The organism is Pseudoalteromonas sp. S3178, assembly GCF_005886985.1.
Taxonomy (GTDB): domain Bacteria; phylum Pseudomonadota; class Gammaproteobacteria; order Enterobacterales; family Alteromonadaceae; genus Pseudoalteromonas; species Pseudoalteromonas carrageenovora.
This window is the reverse complement of sequence record NZ_PNCW01000594.1, coordinates 1-226: the sequence shown is the minus strand read 5'-3', so window position 1 is coordinate 226 and position 226 is coordinate 1. Positions and strand designations below refer to the sequence as shown.

General features: G+C 42.5%; 1 protein-coding gene. It reads right to left on the bottom strand.

The window, feature by feature from the left end; translation table 11 throughout:
• The coding region (locus CWC11_RS22360; protein ID WP_171038535.1) for a 2-oxo acid dehydrogenase subunit E2 at positions 1–226 on the bottom strand (226 nt) is incomplete at both ends.

Below are 226 nucleotides of genomic sequence, written 5' to 3'. Positions count from 1 at the left end.
AGTTGATGATAGGCGTAGATAGTAGTGAACCGAATACACCACCATTGGTAATAGTGAAGTTACCGCCAGTCATATCGTCAACAGTTAGTTTGCCATCACGACCTTTTATAGCCAATTCACGAATATTCTTCTCGATTTCAGCAACAGAAAGCTTATCGCAATCACGTAGTACTGGAGTCACTAGACCACGAGGTGTTGATACCGCGATGCTGATGTCAAAGTAGTT